11 protein-coding genes are annotated in these 18529 nt (G+C 72.8%); 8 read left to right on the plus strand and 3 right to left on the minus strand.

From position 1 onward, the window contains the following. Positions 1-17 precede the first annotated feature (17 nt). The 5 genes from AC4IHM_RS22165 to obgE all read left to right on the plus strand — a co-directional run bounded on the left by AC4IHM_RS22165 (position 18) and on the right by obgE (position 7683). On the plus strand, positions 18-4103 hold the full coding sequence (locus tag AC4IHM_RS22165) for an Rne/Rng family ribonuclease (RefSeq protein WP_490868753.1): 4086 nt from the start codon (positions 18-20) through the stop codon (positions 4101-4103). A 142-nt stretch (positions 4104-4245) separates the two neighbouring features. Then, positions 4246-5307, plus strand: a complete 1062-nt coding sequence (locus tag AC4IHM_RS22170; RefSeq protein WP_490868754.1) for an iron-containing alcohol dehydrogenase family protein — start codon at positions 4246-4248, stop codon at positions 5305-5307. Positions 5308-5550: 243 nt separating this feature from the next. Next, entirely contained in the window at positions 5551-5871 is a 321-nt protein-coding gene (gene rplU, locus AC4IHM_RS22175) for a 50S ribosomal protein L21 (protein ID WP_490870897.1), read from the plus strand. Positions 5872-5885: 14 nt separating this feature from the next. Beyond that, positions 5886-6140, plus strand: a complete 255-nt coding sequence (gene rpmA, locus AC4IHM_RS22180; protein ID WP_037935795.1) for a 50S ribosomal protein L27 — start codon at positions 5886-5888, stop codon at positions 6138-6140. A gap of 106 nt (positions 6141-6246) precedes the next feature. Next, positions 6247-7683, plus strand: coding sequence for a GTPase ObgE (obgE, locus tag AC4IHM_RS22185; RefSeq protein WP_490868755.1), 1437 nt, complete (start codon positions 6247-6249; stop codon positions 7681-7683). A 40-nt stretch (positions 7684-7723) separates the two neighbouring features. Here obgE and AC4IHM_RS22190 read toward each other — a convergent pair whose 3' ends face one another. Both AC4IHM_RS22190 and AC4IHM_RS22195 read right to left on the minus strand, forming a co-directional pair. Further along, positions 7724-9094, minus strand: coding sequence for a glycosyltransferase family 2 protein (locus AC4IHM_RS22190; RefSeq protein ID WP_490868756.1), 1371 nt, complete (start codon positions 9092-9094; stop codon positions 7724-7726). Positions 9095-9252: 158 nt separating this feature from the next. After that, positions 9253-10293, minus strand: a complete 1041-nt coding sequence (locus tag AC4IHM_RS22195; RefSeq protein WP_490868757.1) for a CDP-alcohol phosphatidyltransferase family protein — start codon at positions 10291-10293, stop codon at positions 9253-9255. A 539-nt stretch (positions 10294-10832) separates the two neighbouring features. Here AC4IHM_RS22195 and AC4IHM_RS22200 point away from each other — a divergent pair. From AC4IHM_RS22200 to galE, 3 genes are read left to right on the plus strand one after another with little or no spacing between them, the layout of a single operon-like run. Continuing rightward, a complete protein-coding gene (locus tag AC4IHM_RS22200; protein ID WP_490868758.1) occupies positions 10833-12536 on the plus strand; it encodes a glycosyltransferase family 2 protein in 1704 nt (567 codons plus the stop codon). Continuing rightward, a complete protein-coding gene (locus AC4IHM_RS22205) occupies positions 12466-15243 on the plus strand; it encodes a bifunctional glycosyltransferase/CDP-glycerol:glycerophosphate glycerophosphotransferase (protein ID WP_490870898.1) in 2778 nt (925 codons plus the stop codon). Before AC4IHM_RS22200 ends, AC4IHM_RS22205 begins: the two co-directional genes overlap by 71 nt. Positions 15244-15250: 7 nt before the next feature. Then, positions 15251-16219: a UDP-glucose 4-epimerase GalE gene (galE, locus tag AC4IHM_RS22210; RefSeq protein ID WP_490868759.1), complete on the plus strand. Its 969-nt coding sequence runs from the start codon at positions 15251-15253 to the stop codon at positions 16217-16219. A gap of 45 nt (positions 16220-16264) precedes the next feature. Here the strand turns inward: galE and AC4IHM_RS22215 are convergent, their stop codons facing one another. Continuing rightward, positions 16265-18313, minus strand: a complete 2049-nt coding sequence (locus AC4IHM_RS22215; protein WP_490868760.1) for a hypothetical protein — start codon at positions 18311-18313, stop codon at positions 16265-16267. Between the last annotated feature and the right edge of the window lie 216 nt (positions 18314-18529).

Raw genomic sequence — 18529 nt, forward strand, 5'->3', positions numbered from 1 at the left:
ACGGGAGAAACCCCCGCATGCCCGAACCGACCGAACCCACAGAGTCCTCGACCACCCCGAAGGACTCCGAAGCGAACACCCCCAGCGACACCCTGCCGCCGCGTCGTCGGCGCAGGGCCGCGTCCCGCCCGGCGGGTCCGCCGTCCGGCGCCTCCGACACGCCGGCCGAGACCGTCGCGCCGGCCGAGGTGACCGCTGCGCCCGACGAGGCGGAAGCGGAAGAGACGGAAACGGCTGAAGAGGCGAAGGCCGAAGAGGCTGCCGCCGTGCCCGAGCCGGCTTCGGAGCCCGCGGCCCGGCCGCGGCGCCGTGCGGTGCGCCGCGCCTCCGCTCCCGTCGGGGCCCCGGCGTCGGCGGAGGTCGCCGAGACCGTCGTTCCGGCGTCCGCCGAAGCCGGGACGCCCGCGCCCGCCGGTCCCGAGCCGGCCGCCGAGGCCGTCGAGAGTGCCGCCCCGCGCCGCAGCCGCCGTCGTGCCACGCGCAGTGTGACCTCGCCCACCGAGCCGGCCGCCGCCGAGTCCGCCGAGGAGGCCCCCCGGTCCGTCGAGGCGCCCGCGCCCGCCGCCGAGGCGCCGGTCTCCGAGGACGCCGCGCCCAAGGGCCGTACCCGCCGTCGTGCGACGCGGCGCGTGTCCGCCCCGACCGAGCCGCCCGCCGACGCCGCTGCCGGTGCCGACGTGAGCGAGCCGGCGCCCGCCGCCGAGCCCGCCCCGGCCCCGGAAGCCGCGAAGGCGCCCGAAGCCGCGAAGACCCCGGAAGCCGCGAAGGCGCCCGCGCCCGCCGAGCCGGTCGAGGACGCCGCGCCGCGTCGTGCGCGCCGCCGGTCCACCCGTAAGGCCGCCTCCGGCTTCGCCGCGCCCGCGCAGACCGCCGCCGGAGCCGCCGACGAGGCCGACGCTCCGAAGCGCCCCTCGCGTCCGGCCGTCGCCGTGTTCCAGGCGCCCGTGTTCGCCGAGCCCCAGTTCCAGACGCCCGAGCGGGCCGCGGCCGAGGCCGCCGCCGAGGCGGCCGGTACTCCGGCCGAGAAGCCGGCCGAGGAGAGCGAGGAGTTCCCGGAGGAGCAGTCCGCCGGGGCGCGCCGCCGCCGTCGGCGCCGGGGTGCCGCTGCCGAGGAGCCCACCGAGGACCGGGCTCCCGCCGCCGCCCCGCGGGAGGAGCCGGAGGACAGGACCGGCGCGGACGCCGACGCCGACGCGGACTCCGATTCCGATTCCGATTCCGACGAGTCGGGCGAGGACCAGGACGACGCCGACGGCTCCGAGGAGTCCGGCTCGCGCCGCCGCCGTCGCCGGGGCGGCCGTCGCCGTCGCCGGGGCGACTCCGCCGACGGCGACCCGGCGGACGGCGATGCCGAACAGGACGCCCAGGCCGCCCAAGCCGCCCAAGCCGCCCAGGACACAGAGGACACCGCCGAGCAGGCCGAGGAGGACGCCGAGGAGAGCGACGACTCCTCCGGTGAGAACGGCGGCTCCAGCAGCAGCCGTCGCCGCCGGCGCCGTCGCCGCCGTGCCGGGGACGGCTCCGGCGAGTCCGAGTCGGGCTCCGACGACCCCGAGCGCACCGTCGTCAAGGTCCGCGAGCCCCGCAAGGCGTCCGAGCCGTCCGACGAGGTGCAGTCCATCAAGGGCTCCACCCGTCTGGAGGCCAAGAAGCAGCGCCGCAGGGAAGGCCGTGAGCAGGGCCGCCGCCGCGTCCCGATCATCACCGAGGCCGAGTTCCTGGCCCGCCGCGAGGCCGTCGAGCGCGTCATGGTCGTGCGCCAGTACGGCGAGCGCACGCAGATCGGCGTCCTGGAGGACGGGGTGCTCGTCGAGCACTACGTCAACAAGGAGCAGGCCACCTCGTACGTCGGCAACGTCTACCTCGGCAAGGTGCAGAACGTGCTGCCGTCGATGGAGGCCGCCTTCATCGACATCGGCAAGGGCCGCAACGCCGTCCTGTACGCCGGCGAGGTCAACTTCGAGGCGCTCGGCATGTCGGGCGGGCCGCGTCGTATCGAGTCCGCCCTCAAGTCCGGCCAGTCGGTCCTGGTGCAGGTCACCAAGGACCCGATCGGCCACAAGGGCGCCCGCCTGACCAGCCAGGTCTCGCTGCCCGGCCGTTACCTGGTCTACGTGCCCGAGGGCTCGATGACCGGCATCAGCCGCAAGCTGCCCGACACCGAGCGGTCCCGGCTGAAGACCATCCTCAAGAAGATCGTCCCCGAGGACGCGGGCGTCATCGTGCGCACCGCCGCCGAGGGGGCGAGCGAGGACGAGCTGCGCCGCGACGTGGAGCGGCTCCAGGCGCAGTGGGAGGAGATCCGCAAGAAGGCGAAGAGCAGCGGCTCCAGCGCGCCCACGCTGCTCTACGGCGAGCCGGACATGACGGTCCGGGTCGTGCGCGACATCTTCAACGAGGACTTCTCCAAGGTCGTCGTCAGCGGTGACGAGGCCTGGCAGACCATCCACGGCTACGTGGCCCACGTGGCGCCCGACCTCGCCGACCGGCTCTCCAAGTGGACCAGCGAGGTCAACGTCTTCGCCACGTACCGGATCGACGAGCAGCTCGCCAAGGCGCTGGACCGCAAGGTCTGGCTGCCCAGCGGCGGTTCGCTGGTGATCGACCGGACCGAGGCGATGGTCGTCGTCAACGTCAACACCGGCAAGTTCACCGGTCAGGGCGGCAACCTCGAGGAGACGGTCACCAGGAACAACCTGGAGGCGGCCGAGGAGATCGTGCGCCAGCTCAGGCTGCGCGACCTCGGCGGCATCATCGTCATCGACTTCATCGACATGGTGCTGGAGTCCAACCGGGACCTGGTGCTGCGGCGTCTGCTGGAGTGCCTGGGCCGGGACCGGACCAAGCACCAGGTCGCCGAGGTGACCTCGCTGGGTCTGGTCCAGATGACCCGCAAGCGGGTGGGCCAGGGCCTCCTGGAGTCGTTCTCGGAGACCTGCGTCCACTGCAACGGCCGTGGTGTCATCGTCCATCTGGACCAGCCGGCCTCCGCCGGGGGCGGCGGCGGGAGCAAGCGCCGCAGCAAGCGGGCGCGGGCCGGGGCCGAGCAGCCGCACGAGCACGAGCACGAGGCCGGTGTCGAGACCGGACCGACGGCGGAGCAGGAGGCGGACGCCGAGTCCGAGTCCGAGGTCGCCGCCGAGGTGGCCGAGCCGGTCGCCCTCCCGGCGCCCGACTTCAGCGCGGACGAGGACCTGTACAGCAGCGCGGCCGAGGCCGAGGCCGCCGCCACGCGCGGCCGTGGCCGGCGTCGCAGCAGCCGGCGTGCGTCGGCTCCGGCGGGCGCTCCCCGGGCCGCGAAGGGCGAGGCCGCGCGTGCCGGGGCCCCGACCGCGCAGGACGTCACGGTGCGGGAGGAGGTCGAGCGTCCGGTGCGGCAGGAGTCCGCCGCGGAGGTGCTGGCCGAGCCGGCCGCCGTCGAGGACGCCGTCTCGGGCGCCCCGGCTCCGGCCGCCGCCCAGGCCCCGGCCGCCGAGGCGCCGGCTTCCGAGGAGGCCGCGCCCAAGGGCCGTACCCGGCGTCGGGCCACCCGTAAGGTGTCCGCGCCGGCCGGTTCGCCCGCCGGTGCCGAGGCCGCCGTGCTGACGGTCACGGAGAGCGCGCCGTCCGAGCGGGCTCCCGAGGCCCCGGCCGCCGCGCCGGAGACCGCCGAGGCCGCGGCTTCGGCGGAGCCGTCCGGTCCGGCCGCCGAGAGCGCCGCCCCGGCCCGTCCGCGGCGCCGGGCCGTGCGCAAGCCCACCACCTCCACGACCTCCGAGGACGCGGCCGTCGTGGTCGTCCCGTCCGCGCCGGCGGAGGAGCCCCCGGCGGCGGAGCAGGCCGAGCCGGTGCCGGCGCCCGAGGCGGAGACCGCCGAGGAGACCGCTCCGGCCAAGAAGGCGGCGGCCCGCAAGACGGCCAAGAAGGCGACGGCGAAGAAGGCCGCCACCAAGAAGACCGCGGCCAAGAAGACGACGACCGCGAAGAAGGCCACGGCCAAGAAGGCGGCCGCCAAGACGACGACGGCCAAGAAGACCACGGCCAAGAAGTCGGCGTCGAAGAAGACCGCGGCGGCGGCCCGGCAGGCGCCGTCCTCGGTCTCGGCCACCACCGACGAGGGCTGATCCGGCACCTGTCGCAAAACGTGTGGTCCTGTCCGCCCGGAGTCCGTGCGGACAGGACCACACGTTTCCCCGGACCCCCTCGGGCGCATCATCACCGGGCAGTCGTGTCGCCGCCCCTTCCCCCGCGAGGAGAGAAGACCACGTGCCGGTACTGACCAGGCTCATCCCCTCTCCGCTCGTCGTGGACGTCCGTCCGGGCGCCCTGGACGATCTGGCGAGCGTCCTCGCGGACCAGCGGATCTCCCAGTCCGGGAAGCTGGCCGTGGCGATCAGCGACGGCTCGGGGACGCGGCTGCGCCGGCGGCTTGAGCCGTCCCTGCCCGGCGCCGACTGGTTCGAGGTCGGCGGCGGCACCCTGGACGACGCGGTGCGGCTGGCCGACGGCATGAAGTCGGGCCACTACGACGCGGTGGTGGGCCTCGGCGGCGGCAAGGTCATCGACTGCGCCAAGTTCGCCGCGGCCCGGGTCGGCCTGCCCATGGTCGCCGTGGCCACCAACCTCTCCCACGACGGCATCTGCTCGCCGGTGTCGATTCTGGACAACGACGCGGGCCGTGGCTCGTACGGGGTGCCGGCGCCCATCGCGCTCGTCGTGGACCTCGCGGTGATCCGGGAGGCGCCCATCCGGTTCGTGCGCTCCGGGATCGGTGACGCCGTCTCCAACATCTCCGCGGTCGCCGACTGGGAGCTGGCCCACCGGGTGGGCGGCGAGAAGGTCGACGGCCTGGCCGCGGCGCTGGCCAGGCAGGCCGGGGAGGCCGTGCTGCGGCACCCCGGCGGCTGCGGCGACGACGCGTTCCTGACCGTGCTGACCGAGGGCCTGGTGCTCTCCGGCCTCGCGATGTCGATCGCCGGGCACACCCGGCCCTCCTCCGGGGCCTGCCACGAGATCAGCCACGCGCTCGACCTGCTGTATCCGAGGCGCGCGGCCAGCCACGGCGAGCAGGTGGGCATCGGCGCGGCCTTCGCGACGTTTCTGCGCGGCGACCGCGAGGGCTCCCTCCTCATCGCCGGGACGCTGCGCCGGCACGGGCTGCCGGTGGTGGCCCGGGAGATCGGGTTCGGCGACGACGAGTTCGTACGGGCCGTGGAGTTCGCGCCGCAGACCCGGCCCGGCCGGTACACGATCCTGGAGCATCTCGACCTGTCGGCGGAGCGGGCCGGGCAGGCCTACGCCGAGTACGTGGCGGCGGTCGACGGCTGAGCGGCGGGGCCGCGCCGAGTACGCCGCGGCGGTGGCCGGCCGGGGCGCGGGGCCCGGTTTGACCCCTGTCGTGCGGCCCCGTAATCTTGACCGTCGGCGTGTCGACTGACGCGTCACATCCTCGTAAACCTCTTTCCTTCCGGATGCGGGCCGTCGTGGCCCCGGCCGGGAGAGGCCGTTCGCGTGTTCACCGGGCGGCTGGACTGCGGGGATGCCGTTCTGGAGCGAGAGAGTGAGATCCGCGTGTACGCCATCGTGCGCAGCGGTGGTCGCCAGCACAAGGTTGCTGTCGGCGACATCGTTGAGGTTGACAAGATTTCCACCGCCGGGGTCGGCGACACGGTCGAGCTCTCGACCCTGCTCGTCGTCGACGGCGACGCTGTGACCAGCGACCCGTGGGTGCTGGCCGGCATCAAGGTCCAGGCCGAGGTCGTGGACCACCACAAGGGCCAGAAGATCGACATTCTGCGCTACAAGAACAAGACCGGCTACCGCCGTCGTCAGGGCCACCGCCAGCAGTACACGGCGATCAAGGTCACTGAGATCCCCGCGGCCGCGAAGTAAGGGACTGAGAACAGATGGCACACAAGAAGGGCGCATCGTCCACTCGGAACGGTCGCGACTCCAATGCCCAGCGGCTCGGCGTGAAGCGCTTCGGCGGTCAGGTCGTCAACGCGGGTGAGATCCTGGTCCGCCAGCGCGGCACCCACTTCCACCCGGGCGCCGGCGTCGGCCGCGGCGGCGACGACACGCTGTTCGCCTTGCAGGCCGGTTCGGTGCAGTTCGGCACCAACCGTGGCCGCAAGGTCGTGAACATCGTTCCGGTCGCCTGATCGGAAACTCTCGCGAGGCGGACCTCACTTCCCTCACCAGGGGAAGCGGGTCCGCCTTTCGCGTGTTACCCAAGAGACAATCCCGTAGTAACTGGAGGCACATTCCATGACCACCTTCGTGGACCGCGTCGAGCTGCATGTCGCCGCGGGTAACGGAGGCCACGGCTGTGCCTCCGTCCACCGTGAGAAGTTCAAGCCGCTCGGCGGTCCGGACGGCGGCAACGGCGGCCGGGGCGGCGACGTGATCCTCACGGTGGACCAGTCGGTGACCACGCTCCTCGACTACCACCACTCCCCGCACCGCAAGGCCACGAGCGGCAAGCCCGGCGAGGGCGGCAACCGCTCCGGCAAGGACGGGCAGGACCTGGTCCTGCCCGTGCCCGACGGCACCGTGGTCCTCGACGGGGCGGGCAACGTCCTCGCCGACCTGGTCGGCCACGGCACCTCGTACGTCGCCGCGCAGGGCGGCCGGGGCGGCCTCGGCAACGCGGCGCTGGCGTCCGCGCGGCGCAAGGCGCCCGGTTTCGCGCTGCTCGGCGAGCCCGGTGACGTCCAGGACATCCACCTGGAGCTGAAGACCGTCGCCGACGTGGCGCTGGTCGGCTACCCGAGCGCCGGCAAGTCCTCGCTGATCTCCGTGCTCAGCGCGGCCAAGCCGAAGATCGCCGACTACCCCTTCACGACGCTCGTGCCGAACCTGGGCGTGGTGACGGCGGGCGAGACCGTCTACACGATCGCGGACGTCCCCGGCCTCATCCCGGGCGCCAGCCAGGGCAAGGGCCTCGGCCTGGAGTTCCTGCGGCACGTGGAGCGGTGCAGTGTGCTGGTGCACGTCCTGGACACGGCGACCCTGGAGTCCGAGCGCGACCCGGTCTCCGACCTGGATGTCATCGAGGCGGAGCTGCGCGAGTACGGCGGGCTGGACAACCGGCCCCGGATCGTCGTCCTCAACAAGATCGACGTACCCGACGGGCAGGACCTCGCGGAGATGGTCGGGCCGGACCTCGAGGCGCGCGGCTACCGGGTCTTCGAGGTGTCGGCGGTGGCCCATACGGGACTGAAGGAGCTGTCCTTCGCGCTGGCCGAGCTGGTCGCCAAGGCGCGTGCCGCCCGGCCGAAGGAGGAGGCGACGCGGATCGTCATCCGGCCCAAGGCCGTGGACGACGCCGGCTTCACCGTGACCCGCGAGGAGGACGGCCTGTTCCGGGTGCGCGGTGAGAAGCCCGAACGCTGGGTGCGCCAGACCGACTTCAACAACGACGAGGCCGTCGGCTACCTCTCCGACCGGCTCAACCGCCTCGGTGTCGAGGAGCGGTTGATGAAGGCGGGTGCCCGGGGCGGCGACGGCGTGGCCATCGGCCCCGAGGACAACGCGGTCGTCTTCGACTGGGAGCCGTCGGTGACGGCCGGTGCGGAGATGCTCGGCCGCCGCGGCGAGGACCACCGCTTCGAGGCGCCCCGCCCGGCCGCCCAGCGCCGCCGGGAGCGGGACGCCGAACGGGACGAGGCGCAGCAGGAGTTCGACGGCTTCGAGCCGTTCTGATCCGCGGCCGGTGCGACCGGCTCGGGCGGGATGTCCTCCGCTATGGCAGCGGCCATGTCATGGCGGACAGGTCGACCCAGCCCGGCCGGGGGTCGATGCGGGGCAGTGACAGCGTCAGCACGCCGCCCTCGGAGATCCGCAGGGCGGCCACGTTGAGTGTGGAGGCCGGCAGCGTCTGGAGCACGGCCGGACCGTGGTGCGTGCCGGCCGGGCTCACCGCCGGGTCCAGCACTGCGCTGAGCGGGGTGCTGCCGGCCGTCCAGGGCGAGCCGAAGCCGCGGCCGTCGGCGGTCGCGACCGAGCCGGTCAGCTCGACGCGGTCCCCGTTCAGCCGGTAGCGGGGGGTGTCGCGGTGGGCGACGACCGCCGGGTTGAGCGGCAACGGCTGCCAGACGCGGTCGGCCGGCCGGTGGGTCTGCGCGGGCCGTGGCCCTCTGCCTTCCAGCAGGGCGCCGAGTGTGCCCTGCTTGGCCGCCCTCTGGAGCGCGGCGTCCTTGCGGCTGGTGACGAACTCGTCGAGTACGTCGTCGGGGAGGAGTCCGTAGAGTCTGCCCAGGTCGGGCAGGAGGGCGTCGATGTCGAGTCCCGGCGGGGCCTCGGGGAGCCTGCGCAGGAAGCCGAGGTAGGTGAAGGCGGCGTAGCGCTCCATGAGCCGCCGTGCTCCGGGGCCCTGGCGGGTGCCCAGGTCGAGCAGGTGCAGGTTGAGGTCGAGGTGGTCGCGGTAGTTGTCCGCCTTCTGCCGCAGGGAATCCATGATGGAGGAGCCGTCCTCCCGCTGCCGGTAGAGGTAGACGCGGCGGTCGAGCAGATTGACGCGGCGTGCGGACAGCAGTGCCGGGATGCTGAACCAGGCGTCCTCGAACAGCACGCCCTCCGGGAAGGCCGCCCCGGTGCGCCGCAGGAACGGCATCGAGAACAGCTTGTTCCACACGCTCGCCGAGAACACCAGGTCCGGCAGGCGGGTGATGTCCTCGACGCACTGGTCGCCGTCGCCGAAGTACCGCTTCCAGCGTCCGTAGGGGCGCAGTGGCACGTTGGTGAAGTCGGCGACGACCAGGTCCGCGTCGTTGCCCCGGGCCGAGGCCAGCATGGCCGACAGCCCGTCCGGCACCAGTACGTCGTCGGCGTCGGCGAAGGCGACATGAAAGGCGCGGACCTCGCGCAGGCCGCGGTTGCGGGCGGCCCCGGGGCCGAGGTTGGGCTGGGTGACCAGCCGGACCCGCGGGCGGCGGTCGGCGAAGGCGGCGAGCAGGTCGCGGGTGCCGTCGGTCGAGCCGTCGTCGACCAGGACGACCTGGGTCCGGTCGAGGTTGTCGAGGGCGGCGACCGACGCGAGGAAGCGGGGGAGATGGTCGGCCACGTCGAAGCAGGGGACGACGAGCGCGACGTCGTAGGGGGACTGGTCCGTCATCGATGGCTCCGGTGCTGGGCCGGGCGGGTTCCCGGCCCGGGAAAGACCACCGCCGGTCCCCGTCGTGGGACGGGGACCGGCGCGGCCGGAGAGATCCGGAGGGTGACTCGGGTTGGTGTCCCGGCAGTGCCCGCCGTGACCGGCCGGGCGGTGGTGGTTCAGGCCTCGGCCGAGGCCGACACCTTCGCCGGCGACTCGGACGCGGGCTCGGACGCCGCCTGCTCGGGCACCGTCGCCGTCGCCGACTCGGACGCCGCCTGCTCGGACGCCGCCGCGGCCTCGATGGTGCTGCGGTAGGAGGCCATGACGCGCTCGAAGTCGCGGGTGGAGAGCATCAGCTTGTAGATGATGGCGAGTTCGAACAGCACCAGCAGTACGCCGGCCCCGATCGTCACACCCATGATCGCGCCGGTGATCGGCGCGATGATGAACACCGCCATCTGGAACTCGATGCCGCTCACGAGGTGGGTGCGGATGCGGTGGCTGATCAGGAAGTCCCGGATCCGCGCGTAGCGGCTGAAGCGGCGCAGGAAGGACTCCTGCGTGACCTTGCCGAGTGCGGGCACGGCGGCCTGGCGGCCGGTGTCCGGTTCGCCGGAGGGGTCCTCCGCGTTCTCGGCCTCGGCGGTGATCCGGGCGGCCACCTCACCCTGCGGGGAGCCCGCCTGGTTGACGGCGGAGGCCTTGGCCGCGGCCTGCCGGAGCTTCGTCCGCATGCCCTGGCGCACCTTGAAGATCTGCAGCGCGTCGATGTAGCGGAGCATGTCGAGGAAGACGACGGCCAGTGCCAGCCAGACGAAGGCGACATCCCCGGTCCGCTGGTACTGCCCGCCCATCAGCGCGATGGCACAGATCAGTACGCGGATGCGGTCGAAGACGTAGTCGAGCCAGGCGCCGAACTCCGACCCGTTGCCGGTGAGCCGGGCCAGCTTCCCGTCCATGCAGTCGAGGATGAAGCTCACGTGGTACACGACCGCGCCGACGATCAGCCACAGCCAGTCGCCCTGGGCGAAGCAGGCGGCTGCCCCCAGACCCAGCACGAGGGCCGCCCAGGTGATCTGGTTCGGCGTGACCCTGGTCCACTTGGCGGTCCAGCGCACCAGGGGCGTGGCCACCGGGTCGACAAGGAGGACGGTCCACCAGGCGTCCCGCTTCTTCTCAGTGCGGCTGCGCACTTCGGCGAGCGGAGGTATGTCCATGGTAGGGAGGAAGCCCTTTCGAGGGTGGTCCTCGGCGGGCCGCCGAGGAGCGCGCGGAGATGGTCGGTCGTGCCATGGAGGCGGCCGGGTGACCGGTGCCGTCCCACTGTCGGAGACGCTGTCCGCATAGCACGGTAATCCACAGACGGAATCTCACCGTCGGGTGGTCAGGGCGCCGCCAACCATACGCCGTTACCTCGGGCTTAAGACAATGCTCGCCTGTGAGGAGTTGCGCCGTTCACCGGGCTCTGTGTCATGAATCACATGTGCTGTGGTGGAAAGGTGTGCGATGTCTGGATAATCCGCAAGCGTGTTCCCAGTAAGTGGGCGGGTTAGGCTAATCTGCTCATGAGTCAGCCGCTCCCTTGCGCCGCTGGACCTCAGTAGCCGGGCGCACCTCCGCGACAGGGCCCTCGCTCCCGGGTGTCTCCTGCCTCCGCGAGCCGCGGTTCGGGCTCCCCCAGGCCACGGCCGATGCGAGGGAGTCCGGGCACGGGAGTTCTGATCCCCGACTGTCAGTCCTTGGTAATGGAGGCGTGATGTCCCCGCGCGTGGACGCTGCACCGAGCATCACCGTCGTCGTCCCCGCGTACAACGCAGCGGGAACTCTGGGCCGGACTCTCGACTCCCTGGTCGTGCAGACGTGCCAGGACTTCGAGGCCGTGGTGGTCGACGACGCGTCCCGCGACAGCAGCCGGGCCATCGCGGAGGGTTACGCGGACCGCCTCCCGCACCTGCGGGTCATGGCCCGGGAGACCAACAGCGGCGGCGTCGGCGCCCCCCGCAACGACGGCATTCGCGCGGCGCGCGGAGAGTTCGTCCTGTTCCTGGACTCCGACGACGAACTGCCGGCCAAGGCCTGTGAACGGCTCCTGGAAGTGGCCCGGAACACAGGCGCCGACATCACCGCCGGACGCGCACACCGGGTCAATCTGGAGCGCGGCACCACACATGTCTGGCAGGCCGCGCTCTACGGCGCCGATCGCACCGTGGACGGCATCCGGAGCTGGCCGGAGCTGATCAACGACCCCATCGCCGCCGCCAAGCTCTACCGGCGGGACTTCCTGCTGGCGAACGAGATCTTCTTCCCCGAGGGCGTCTACTACGAGGACACCTTCTTCTCCGCCAAGTCCTACACGCTCGCGTCCGGCATCTCGGTGCTGGCCGAGGCGGTCTACCGGTGGATCTGGGAGGACGCCGCCGAGGGCAGCGCCTCCATCACGAACCGGCGCGGGGAGATCCGCAGCATCACCGACCGAATAGCGGTGCACCGGCGGGCGGACGAATTCCTCCGGGACGCCGGTGCGCAGGACATCAAGGTCTACAAGGACGCCCGGTTCCTCAGCCACGACGTGCGGCTGTACATGGGCGAACTCCGGGAGGGCGACGAGCAGTTCCGCGCCGCCTTCCTGGAACTCGTCTCGGAGTACCTCACCGGGATCGACGAGCGCGCCTACACCCTGTGCGGCCCCCTGGACCGGGTGCGCGCCTTCTATCTGCGCCACCGGCTGGCCGACGGGGTCCTGACGGTCGCCGACTTCGAGCAGCGGCGCGGCGTGGTCTCCACCGACCCCGTGCGCCGCGGCGAGCGCGTCTACTGGTCGGAGCGGCACGCGGACCTCCCCGGCGCGGACGAGTTCCTCGACGTGACCGAACTCGGCCTACAGGACGAGTCGTTCGAGGACTGCAAGCTGTTCAACCAGGTCACCCGCATGTCCCTGGACGGCACCAGGCTCACGGTCGAGGGCGGCATCCTCAACCAGTTCCGCCGCATCGGCGCCGGCGACCCGGTGCAGCTGATGCTCCAGGTACGCGCGAAGGACACCGGCGAGCGGTCCACCGTCGACGTGCCGGACGTTCCGGGTGGACGAGACGCGCCTGTCCTACACGGTCTCGTTCGACCTGACCTCGGCCGTCACCGCGTTCTCGTCGCAGGGCCTCGTCAACCTGAGCATGCAGATCCTCTGGCAGGGCCAGAAGCACACCACCGCCCTGTGCGTCCGGGGTGTCGACCTGGCCCCGCTCGAAGGAGTGCTGGAGCCCGCCGGGCTGCGGCCGGGCGTCAGCGGCAGCGGCAACCTCGTGCTGCGCCCGGTCGAGGAAGTCGTCGACCGGCGTACGCCGCGCAAGGCGCCGGACCCCGAGCAGTGGCAGTGGTGGCGGCAGCGCAGCATGCCGGCGAACGCCGGTGCGCCCGACGCGCCCGCCCTGTCCCTCGTCCTGTTCTGCACCGGCTACGGTGACGCGCTGCGCTCGGCCCTGCGCTCCCTGGCCTGCCAGGACGCCTTCGCCCGCACCCAGGTGCTCCTCGTCGCCGCGGCAGGTGAGACCCCGCCCTCCACCGCCACCGAGTTCGCCGAGGCGTACGACAATGTGAGCGTGGTCCCCACCGGGGACGCCGCGGACCCGCAGGCGCCGCGGCAGGCCGTTCTCGACCGGCTGGCCGGTCCGTACACGGCCTTCATGGACGGCTCCGGCGTGCTGACCGAGGGCGCGCTGTCCCGCCTGCTCGCCGCGGCGGCCGAGGGCGACCCGGACATCGTCGTGGGCGACACCTGGCAGGACTCGGAGGCGCTGCGCGAGGCCGACGTGCTGCTGCACGGCTGCTTCGAGGCCGGGGACCGGACCTTCGACGGCCTCGGCGAGGCGCCCGACCTGCTCTTCGCCGCGTCGCCCGGCGGCAAGCTGTTCCGTACGGGCCTGCTGCGTGAGCACGGCTTCCACGTCGGCGACGGCTGGGACCTCGGCCACATCACCCCGGTCGCCACCGCTCTGCTGAACGCCGGCCGCGTCCGCCTGGTCGACACGCTCGTCTACGGCGTCACCGGCGACGCACGGGCCGGGGTGCCCACCGCCGACCGACGGGAGACGGCCCGAAGCCTGCTGGCGCTCCACGAGGCCCTGACGGAGGCCGTCCCCTCGGCGGATCCGGAGCGGCAGGCCCTGGTCAGGCGCTTCGTGGCCGGCACCTTCCACCCGTACATGTCGGCCCTGCCCAAGATGATGACGGGCGACGAGCTGGCGGCCGTCTACCCGAGGCTGCGCCGCCTCTACCGGGACATACCGGACGAGGTCCTTCTGGATGTCGCCGGACCGAAGGCCCTCATGTGGACGCACCACGCGGTGAAGGCGGACAACTCCCGTGCCTTCACCCATCCGTTCGACGAGATCGCCTACCTTCCCGAGCTGTCGGTGAGCGACGGCGAGGTGCTCTTCCGCAGGCTTGAGGGAGACGTGGAGATCTCCACCCTCCTGCGGGTCGGTTCCCGGTCCGCCCAGGCGGAGTCCGTCCGCCCGGTCGGCGACGCCCTGCGGGTCGAGGGATTCCTGACGCTCGGCCCCGTCGACATCACCGAGGAGTTCGCCAACTCGCTGGAGCTGGTACTCACTTCGCGCCGCGGTCGGGAGTTCACCGTGCCCGCCCGGCAGGTGTACCGCCGCGACCGCTGGCACGTCCGCAAGCAGCGGGACCTGTACGCCGGCTGGCGCGCCGACCTCGGCCGCGAGGAACTGGCCGCGCTGCACGGCGGCTCGTACTCGCTCGCCGTCCGGCTGCACGGCCCGGGTGGCTTCGTCGACATCCCGGTGACCCCCCGGCCCGCGTTCCACCGCTTCAAGGGCGTCGAACACATCGGTGCCTTCCGCTACGAGGTGTCCACGGACGCGCAGAGCGTGGCCCAGGTGCGGGTGGCCCGGCGGCGCTCGGCGGCCGGGGTCCGGGACCGGGTGCGGCGCCTGGCCCGCGAGAGCGGCCGGATCGTCACCCGGCAGCCCGGCTGGCTGCTGCGGCTCCTGTACTGGCTCACCCGGCCCGTGCTCGCCCGCCGCGACATCTGGATCGTGGGCGAGCGGCAGGACACCGCGCAGGACAACGGCCACCACTTCTTCCGGTGGGTGCGCGAGAACCACCCCCGGCGCAACGTCTACTACGTCATCGACGCGGACGCCGCCGACCGCGCGAAGGTCGCCGACTGCGGCAACGTCCTCGCGCTCGGCTCGCTCAAGCACCGGCTCTACCTGCTCAACGCCGCCCGGCTGATATCGCCGTACGACCTGGAGGCGTATCTCGCGCCGCCCACCATGACCAAGGTCAACTACCTGCGCATCTTCGGCGACCTGCTGAAGTACCGCCGGGTGTTCCTCCAGCACGGCGTCACGTACAACGATGTCTCGCAGTCCGCCCACCGGCAGTCCACGAGCGTCGACCTGTTCGTGGCCGCGTCCGAGGACGAGGCCGCCTACATCCGCGAGGAGATGGGATACGCCCCCGAAGAGGTCCAGGCCCTGGGCTTCCCGCGGTTCGACAAGCTGCAGCCCGTCGAGGGGCGGCCCACCGTGCTGCTCATGCCGACGTGGCGCCGCGACATCGTGGTGCCCTCGTACAACCGCAGGCTGCGGCCGCGGGTCCAGTTTCCGGCGTCGGAGTACTTCCGGTTCTTCTCCCGCGTGCTGGAGGACGAGCGGCTGAGGTCCGCGCTGGAACGTTCCGGCGTGCGCCTGGAGTTCTACCCGCACTACGAGATCCGCCCGCACCTGCGCCACTTCAAGGTCGACCACCCCAACATCACGGTCGCCGACCAGACCAGGCGCGGTGTGCAGGAGGCGATGAAGGAGTGCTCGCTCCTCGTCACCGACTACTCGTCCGTCTTCTTCGACGTGGCCTACATGGGCAAGCCCCTCGTCTACGTGCCCTTCGACGAGGACGACTTCTACGGCCGCCACTACCGCCGCGGCTACTTCGACCTGACCCGCGACGGCTTCGGGCCCGTGTGCCGGACGGTGGAGAGTGCCGTCGACGAGATCGTCGCGGCCATCGACCGCGGCTTCTCCGTCGACGAACCGTATGCTCAGCGCGTCGAGGACTTCTTCGGTCAGCGCGACACCGAGAACTGCGCGCGCGTCTTCCGGGCCATCGACGCTCTGGACACGCCGCACCGTGGAAAGGTATGACCCAAGCATGTGGATGATCACAGGCGGCGCCGGGTTCATCGGCGCGCACGTCGTGCGTGCCATGACCGGGGGCGGCCGGAAGGCCGTCGTCTACGACGACCTGTCGACCGGCAGCCGGGACCGGGTGCCGGCCGGGGTTCCCCTGGTGGTCGGCAGCGTGCTCGACGGACCCCGGCTGGAGGCCGCGATCCGCGAGCACGGGGTGACCGGCGTGGTGCACATCGCCGGCAAGAAGCAGGTCGGCGAGTCCGTGGAACGGCCCCTGTACTACTACCGGGAGAACGTCACCGGACTGCAGACCCTCCTGGAGACGATGCGGGCGACCGGCGTCGACCGGCTGGTCTTCTCCTCGTCCGCGGCCGTGTACGGCATGCCGGACGTGGACCTGGTCACCGAGGAGACCGACTGCCGGCCGCTGAGCCCGTACGGCGAGAGCAAGCTCGTCGGCGAGTGGCTGATCAACGCCGCCGCGCGCGCCCACGGCCTGCGCGGCGCCTCCCTGCGGTACTTCAACGTCGCCGGTGCCGCCACCCCCGAGCTGGCCGACTCCGGTGTCTTCAACCTCATCCCGATGGTCTTCGAACGGCTGGACGCGCACGAGGCCCCGCGGATCTTCGGCGACGACTACGCCACGCCGGACGGCACCTGCGTCCGCGACTACATCCACGTCGAGGACATCGCCGCCGCCCACCTGGCGGCCGCCGTCCGGCTGGAGGAGGCGCCGGCGGGCACCGCCCTCACGCTCAACATCGGGCGCGGCGAGGGCAGTTCCGTACGCGAGATGGTGGACCGCATCCTCAAGGTCACCGGCAGGCAGGACGTCGACGCGCAGGTGACCGGGCGCAGGCCCGGCGACCCGGCCCGCGTCGTCGCCTCCGCCGACCGCGCCCACGCGGAACTCGGCTGGTCGGCCGGGCACGGTCTGGACGACATGATCGAGTCCGCGTGGCAGGGCTGGTGCCACCGGCGCGGCTGAACGAACCGACGGGCTGATGGCTTTCGCCGCCCGCCGCGGCACCCCCTAGGCCGGATGCCCCGGCCGTTCCGGCTCCGGGCGGGCGGGCGGCGTGGTCCGCGCCGGTGCCGAGCGCCGTGGGCCGGGGACCTCCGCGGCCAGCCGTCTGGCCCGCCGCGCCCGGTGCTCCCCGGCCGCCGCGCCCAGGGCGTGCACGGCGTCGGCGAAGCGCTGCTGGGACGGAGGCTCGGAGGGGCCCAGCAGACGCAGGGCCAGCGCGGCGCGGGCCTCGGACAGTTCGTCCCGCTCCGGGCGGCGGACCGCCGCCAGCAGCGCCGGGATCCCGGCCGCGTCCGGCGTCAGCACGGTCGCGGCCGCCACCGTCGGGAACGACTTGCGGAACACGTCCTCGGCCAGCCCGCTGGTGTTGGCCACCGCGTATGGCTTGCCGCTCGCCAGGAAGTCGCTGATGACGCTCGACACATCGCTGATCAGCAGGTCGGCCCCGTTGAAGCAGGTGTAGAGCGGCGGCCCGGCGTCCGTGACGACCTGGTGCTCCCAGGCCGGCAGCGAGGCCCAGTACGCCTCCTCCCAGGCGGCCGTCGCGCGCAGCACCGCGTCGGCCCGCCCCGGCCACGGCGCCTGCTGGCGCAGCATCCGCTCCACCTGGTCGGCGGCGGCGCGGAAACCGTCCGTCGTGAGCCGGTCCAGCTCAGCCGTCCGCCGGGACAGCTCGGCGGTCGCCGACGCCGGCGGCCGGGGCCCGCCGCGCCGCCGGTTCGCCGCCCGTACCAGATCCCGGATGCGCAGATCGGCGGCGCGTGCCCGCGGGTCCACCGATCCGGTGAGCGGATGCGGCCTGTACAGCAGCCGCACACCCGGGTCCGCGAGCAGCGCCCGTACGAGGTTCTCGCCGGCCTCGATCACCGAGGTGTTGCCGGGGTTGCCGTCCCAGCCCTCCCAGGTCGGCGCGTACAGGACGGTCGTGCGGGCGCCGGGAGCGGGCGGTCCGGCGTACGGCCGTACGGCGTCCAACTGCGGGCGGCCGATCTCCACCACGTCCTTGTCCTCGACGCCGACCTCGGCCAGCGCGTACCGCTCGCGGGCCTCGGGGCCGGCCACCCACACCTCGTCGTACGCCTTCGCGTACGGGTTGCACGAGGACAGCTTGTCGCTCTCGCCGTGGTTGACGAAGGCGTGCTTGATCGTCGGGATGCGCAGGATCTGCGAGGTCTTCCCGGAGTTCGAGGGGTGCAGCAGGACCCGGAGCGTGGAGTGTTCGAGGCGCATCAGCGTCGAGACCTTCGGCAGGCACACGACCGGGATGTCGGTCGCCGCGATCCGCTGCACCATGAGCCGCTCCCGCAGCACGATCACCGGCCGCCCGTCCAGCCGCGCGAGGGGCTCCAGCCACATGTTGGCCTGGTACGCCGAGGACGCCCCGCCCGAGAAGTACAGGCCGACGGTGGGCCGGTACTCCGCCAGCCACGCGTCGAACCAGTCGAGCACCTCCTGCTCGCCCGCCGGCCGGCGCCCCGGCAGCAGCCGCGGCAGCAGCAGGCCGAGGCCCGTCACCGCCGCCGTCAGGGACACCGCGAGGCCCGCCGCGCCCCACACCGGCGCGTCGGTGGCCGCCGTGATCAGCAGTCCGGCCGTCGTCGGCAGCCCGAAGGCGGCCAGCCGGTGCCCGGGGCGGCGCAGCAGTTCCGGGGGCGCCGGGGTCGGCCGCAGCGCGGAGACGTCGATGTTCCGGGTCAGCACGGGTGGCGTCCGGGTGCGCCGGACCAGGACGGACGCGGCCTGGATCGCCCAGTGCAGCCCGTAGAAGACGAGCAGGCCGGCGACGAGCGGGACGTACACCGCCTCCCGCTCCTGCTCGCCGACCCGGAGCAGGCCCACCACCAGCAGCAGGTCCCGCAGCACGTGCCGGACGGTGACATCGGCGTGCGACTTGGCGAACGCCGACACCATGCCCCGCTGCCAGCGGTGCAGCGCCCCCTCGGCGGCCAGCGAGCCGACGGTCGCCGCGAGCAGCAGCGGCACGTGCGGCAGCAGCGCGCCCAGCGCCAGCGCGGCGAAGGCGGTCGCCAGCACGCCCAGGACGAGCAGCTTCACGACGGTCCGCCGACCGGGCAGCCGGGGCAGGCGGGAGAAGAGGGACGGGCGGGACGGGCGGGACGGGCGAGGCAGGCGAGGCAGGCGGGGGAGACGGGAACGGCGGGGCAGGGGCAGGGGCACAGAGGTCGCTCCAGGCTTTTCGTGCGTCGGACGCCCGGGTTAACGCGGACCGACGCCCCGACGACACGCGCGTGTTGACCGCACCCTCGCCAC

This window comes from Streptomyces sp. SL06 (genome assembly GCF_058244745.1).